Source organism: Xenophilus sp. (genome assembly GCF_044462705.1).
GTDB lineage: Bacteria > Pseudomonadota > Gammaproteobacteria > Burkholderiales > Burkholderiaceae_C > Xenophilus > Xenophilus azovorans.
The window spans coordinates 1-4360 of record NZ_JBIQNC010000201.1; the positions used below are offsets into that span (position 1 = coordinate 1).

Below are 4360 nucleotides of genomic sequence, written 5' to 3' on the forward strand. Positions count from 1 at the left end.
ACCGGCTCGTCGCCGAGAACCACCGCCTGCACGACACCGAGGGGTTGAACCTCAACCCCGCCACCAACGTGATGAACCCGGCGGCCGAGCGCCTGCTGGCCTGCGGCCTGGGCTCGCGTGCATCGTTGGGTTATCCCGGCGACAAGTACGAGATGGGCCTGGAGGCCATCGAGCGCATCGAGGTCGTCGCCGCCGAACTGGCGGCCGAGGTCTTCGGCGCGCGCTTCGCCGAGGTGCGCGTGGCCTCGGGCGCGCTGGCCAATCTGTACGTCTTCATGGCCACCTGCCGGCCGGGCGACACGATCATCGCGCCGCCGCCGAGCATCGGCGGCCACGTGACGCACCACGCCGCGGGCGCGGCGGGCCTGTACGGCCTGAACACCGTGCCCGCGCCGGTGCAGGCGGACGGCTACACCGTGGACGTGGACGCGCTGCGCGCGCTGGCCCTGGAGGTGCGGCCGCGCCTGGTCACCATCGGCGGCAGCCTGAACCTGTTCCCGCATCCGGTGGCGGCCCTGCGCGGGATCGCCGACGCCGTGGGCGCGCGGCTGATGTTCGACGCGGCGCACCTGTCGGGCATGGTGGCCGGCCGCGCCTGGCCGGACCCGCTGGCCGAGGGTGCCGACGTCATCACCATGAGCACCTACAAGAGCCTGGGCGGCCCGGCCGGCGGGCTGGTCGTCTCGAACGACGCGGCGCTGATGGAGCGCATCGACGCCATCGCCTACCCCGGCCTCACGGCGAACTTCGACGCCGGCCGCGTGGCCGCGCTGGCCCGTTCGCTGCTGGACTGGAAGGTGCACGGCCGGGCCTACGGCGCCGCCATGCGCGAGACGGCGCAGGCGCTGGCCGCGGCGCTCGACGCGCTGGGCCTGCCGGTGTTCGCGCGCTCGCGCGGCTTCACGCAGTCGCACCAGCTCGCGCTGGAGGCCGCCCGCTGGGGCGGCGGCCAGCGGGCCGCCAGGACGCTGGCCGAAGGCGGCCTGCTCGCCTGCGGCATCGGCCTGCCGGTGGCGCCGGTGGAGGGCGACGTCAACGGCCTGCGCCTGGGTGTGCCCGAGATCGTGCGCCTGGGCCTGGGCCCGCAGGACATGCCGATGCTGGCCGGCTGGATCGCCCGCGCGCTGGCCGGCGAGGGGGCGCAGGTGCGCGAGGAGGTGAAGGCGCTGCGGGCGCGGCTGGGGCCGCTGCGCTACGTGGTGAACTGATCCGGAGGTGAGGGCCGCTCCTCCGGAACGGTCACCGCCGCCCCGGTCTTCACGCGGTCCAGCGCGACGAGGCTGCGGTAGCTCTTGACGGCCTCGTTCTCGGCGAACAGGCGCCGGGTCAGGCGCTCGTAGGTGCGCATGTCCGAGGCGACGATGACCAGCACGAAGCTCGTGCCGCCCGTCACGTAGTAGCACTGCTGCACTTCCGGCGTGCCACGGAACAGGGCCTTGGCGGCGTCGACGGTCGCGGCGCGCTCGTCGTGCAGGTGCACCTCGACGATGGAGGTGATGGTGGCGGAGAGGGCTTCGGGGTCGACCAGCGCGACATTCGCCACGATGACGCCGGCCGCCTCCATGGCGGCGATCCTGCGTTGGATGGCCGCGGTGGACAGCGCCACCGCCTCGGCGATGACGCGCTGCGGCGTCTTGTTGTCCTGCTGCACCAGGCGCAGGATGGCCCTGTCATACCTGTCGAGAACGAACGGTGGCGACGCGCGCTTGCCGGGCATGTGCGAGTGATTTTTGCGTTGGAGGTCCGAGTTTCGAGCCAATTCAGCGCGACGTCGAGAATAAGATTCATCGATGACCCCGGACCCCGCCATGCCCATGACCGCCGCGCCCACGAGGGCGGCCGCCGGCATCGCCTACGGGGCGGGTGCGGGGGCCTTGTGGGGCCTCGTCTTTCTCGCTCCCGAGCTGGTGCGGGGCTTCGGTCCGCTTCAGCTGAGCGCAGGGCGCTACGCCTTCTACGGACTCATCGCCGCGGTGCTGATCGCGCCTCGGTGGCGCGCGATCCGCGGCTTCGTGTCGCGGCGCCAGTGGGTCAACCTGTTCTGGCTGGCGCTGGCCGGCAACACGCTCTACTACATCCTGCTGTCCGCGGCCGTGCAGATGGGCGGGATCGCGATGACCTCGCTGGTGATCGGCTTCCTGCCGGTGGCCGTCACCGTCATCGGCAGCCGTGACCGGGGCGCCGTTCCCCTCGGCCGCCTGCTGCCTTCCCTGTCCCTGTGCGCGCTGGGCGCCCTGTGCATCGGCTGGCAGGCGCTCGTGGCGCCGGCGGCGGGGTCGCCGGGCCGGCAGGCGGTGGCGCTGGCGTGCGCCGTCGGCGCGCTGGTCTCATGGACCGCCTTCGCGGTGGGCAACGCGCGCTGCCTGGCGCGCCTGCACGAGGTGTCGGCGCACGACTGGAACCTGCTGACCGGGCTCGTGACGGGGGCGCAGAGCCTCGTGCTGATCCCGCTGGCGTTCGCGCTGGAGAGCACGGGCCAGGGCGCGGCCGAGTGGACGCGCTTCGCCGCGGTGTCCGTCGCGGTGGCCGTGCTGGCGTCCATGCTCGGCAACGCCTGCTGGAACCGCATGAGCCGCCTGCTGCCGCTGACCCTCGTCGGCCAGATGATCCTGTTCGAGACGCTGTTCGCGCTCGTCTACGGATGGATGTGGGAGCGCCGTGCGCCGACCCTGGCCGAGACGCTGGCGCTCGGATGCGTGGTCCTGAGCGTGCTGTCGTGCCTGGCGGCTCATCGCCGCGTCGGCGGCCTGGGCGCCGCGGCAGGCCCGGCGGGCGCCTGATCCCCTCAGCGCTCCACGGCCGGCCGCAGCGCCATCATCTCGCCGAACACGCCGGCGACGGCCGCCGGCGGCGCCTCGTCCTGCCGCCAGCGCACCGTCTGCGCCGACGCGCCCACGCCGCGCACCAGCGCGCAGCTCATGTTGCCGCCGCCCGCGTCGTCCTGCTGGCCGAAGCGCGCCTCGTCCAGCGCCTTGTTCCAGCGCGCGACCAGCGCCGGGTCGGTGCGCAGCAGCGCCGGCGGGTCGGCACGGCCGATGCCGCGGGTGAAGGTGCTGATGCGGCCGTCCGGCTGCGCCTCGATGCCGTGGAACAGCGCCGCGAAGCCGCCGCCGCATTCGGCGCGCAGCGGTGGCATGAAGGCATTGGGCGCGGAGGCCGGCGCGCCGCAGCCGGCCACCAGCAGCAGCGCGGCGGCGGCCAGCGCCGCCCGCACCGGTCCGGGGCGCTTCATCGGTGGGTTCATCGTGTTCTTCCTTGTCGGTACATGCCGGTGGCGCTGCGCTGCAGCGGCGTCGCCTGCGCCAGCCGGGCCAGCGTGCGGCCCACCTGGGCATGGGTGATGGCCAGGCCCAGCGCGTCGGCCGCGTCGGTGCCGGGCAGGCCGGGCAGGTCGAGCAGGCGGCGCACCATCTCCTGCACCTGCGTCTTGGCCGCCTTGCCGTGGCCGGCCACGGCCTGCTTCATCTGCAGCGCGGTGTATTCGGCCACCGCCAGGTCGTGGGCCACCAGCGCCGTCAGGCAGGCGCCGCGCGCCTGGCCCAGCAGCAGGGTGGACTGCGGGTTGACGTTGACGAAGACGATCTCCACCGCCGCCGCGTCGGGCCGGTAGCGCGCGGCCAGCTCGCCGATGCCGTCGAACAGTACCTTCAGCCGCGCCGGCAGCTCGCCTCGCGCCAGGTGCTTGGTGCTGATGGTGCCGCTGGCCACGTAGCGCAGTGCGGCGCCGTCCGCGTCCACCACGCCGAAGCCGGTGGTCTGCAGGCCGGGGTCGATGCCGAGGATGCGCATGTCACGGCACCTCGACGGCGCCCATGCGCGCCGTGATGGTGGCGCTGCGGCCGTTGAGGTAGGGCGAGTTCGGCCGCTGCTCGTAGAAGCGCGGGCTGGGCAGCATCACCGCCAGCCGCGCCGCCTCGCGGGCCGTGAGCTGCGCCGCGCTCTTGCGGAAGTAGCGCTGCGCCGCCGCCTCGGCGCCGAAGACGCCGTCGCCCCATTCCACGCTGTTGAGGTAGATCTCCAGGATGCGGCGCTTGCCGAGGAAGGTCTCCAGCGCGTAGGCGAGCACCAGTTCCTGGCCCTTGCGCAGCAGCGTGCGCTCGCCGGAGAGCAGCAGGTTCTTGGCGAGCTGCTGCGTGATGGTGGAGCCGCCGCGCAGTTGCGGCGGGCGCACTGGCTTGCCGCGCGCGGCGGCGCGGGCGGCGCGCTTGGCGGCCAGTTCCTCGGCCTTGGCGTTGCGCTGGCGGGCGCGCTCGATGGCCTCCCATTCCACGCCCTCGTGGTCGGTGAAGGCGGCATCCTCGCTGGCGATGACGGCGCGCTTGAGGTTGTCGTGGATGCGCTCGTAGGGCACCCACTGCTG

Annotated in this window: 6 protein-coding genes; 2 read left to right on the plus strand and 4 right to left on the minus strand. The window is 73.5% G+C overall.

Going from position 1 to position 4360, the window contains the following annotated elements; genetic code table 11:
* On the plus strand, positions 1 to 1208 hold a 1208-nt coding region (gene glyA, locus ACIY1X_RS21865; protein ID WP_399684676.1), incomplete at its 5' end, for a serine hydroxymethyltransferase.
* Here the strand turns inward: glyA and ACIY1X_RS21870 are convergent.
* Positions 1193 to 1717 carry an Lrp/AsnC family transcriptional regulator gene (locus ACIY1X_RS21870; RefSeq protein WP_051953631.1) on the minus strand — a complete coding sequence of 175 codons (525 nt, stop codon included), beginning with the start codon at positions 1715 to 1717 and terminating at the stop codon, positions 1193 to 1195. The two genes, glyA and ACIY1X_RS21870, sit on opposite strands and share 16 nt — an antisense overlap.
* Positions 1718 to 1790: 73 nt before the next feature.
* Between ACIY1X_RS21870 and ACIY1X_RS21875 the strand changes: the two genes are divergently transcribed.
* A complete protein-coding gene (locus ACIY1X_RS21875) occupies positions 1791 to 2780 on the plus strand; it encodes a DMT family transporter (protein WP_399684679.1) in 990 nt (329 codons plus the stop codon).
* A 5-nt stretch (positions 2781 to 2785) separates the two neighbouring features.
* Here ACIY1X_RS21875 and ACIY1X_RS21880 read toward each other — a convergent pair whose 3' ends face one another.
* From ACIY1X_RS21880 to ACIY1X_RS21890, 3 genes are all read right to left on the minus strand, one after another.
* The gene (locus ACIY1X_RS21880) at positions 2786 to 3244 is read right to left on the minus strand and encodes a hypothetical protein (RefSeq protein ID WP_157008045.1); all 459 of its coding nucleotides are present in this window, start codon (positions 3242 to 3244) and stop codon (positions 2786 to 2788) included.
* The gene (gene ruvC / locus ACIY1X_RS21885; protein ID WP_038210490.1) at positions 3241 to 3789 is read right to left on the minus strand and encodes a crossover junction endodeoxyribonuclease RuvC; all 549 of its coding nucleotides are present in this window, start codon (positions 3787 to 3789) and stop codon (positions 3241 to 3243) included. The genes ACIY1X_RS21880 and ruvC overlap by 4 nt, the downstream gene beginning before the upstream one ends.
* 1 nt (position 3790) lies before the next feature.
* Positions 3791 to 4360, minus strand: a 570-nt coding sequence (locus ACIY1X_RS21890) for a transglycosylase domain-containing protein (RefSeq protein WP_399684683.1), incomplete at its 5' end; no start/stop codon positions are given.

Excerpts from the sequence above, each read along its gene's own strand:
- ruvC (WP_038210490.1), bottom strand. The coding sequence starts at position 3,789 with ATGCGCATCCTCGGCATCGACCCCGGCCTGCAGACCACCGGCTTCGGC.
- ACIY1X_RS21875 (WP_399684679.1), top strand. The coding sequence starts at position 1,791 with ATGACCCCGGACCCCGCCATGCCCATGACCGCCGCGCCCACGAGGGCG.
- ACIY1X_RS21880 (WP_157008045.1), bottom strand. The coding sequence starts at position 3,244 with ATGAACCCACCGATGAAGCGCCCCGGACCGGTGCGGGCGGCGCTGGCC.
- ACIY1X_RS21870 (WP_051953631.1), bottom strand. The coding sequence starts at position 1,717 with ATGCCCGGCAAGCGCGCGTCGCCACCGTTCGTTCTCGACAGGTATGAC.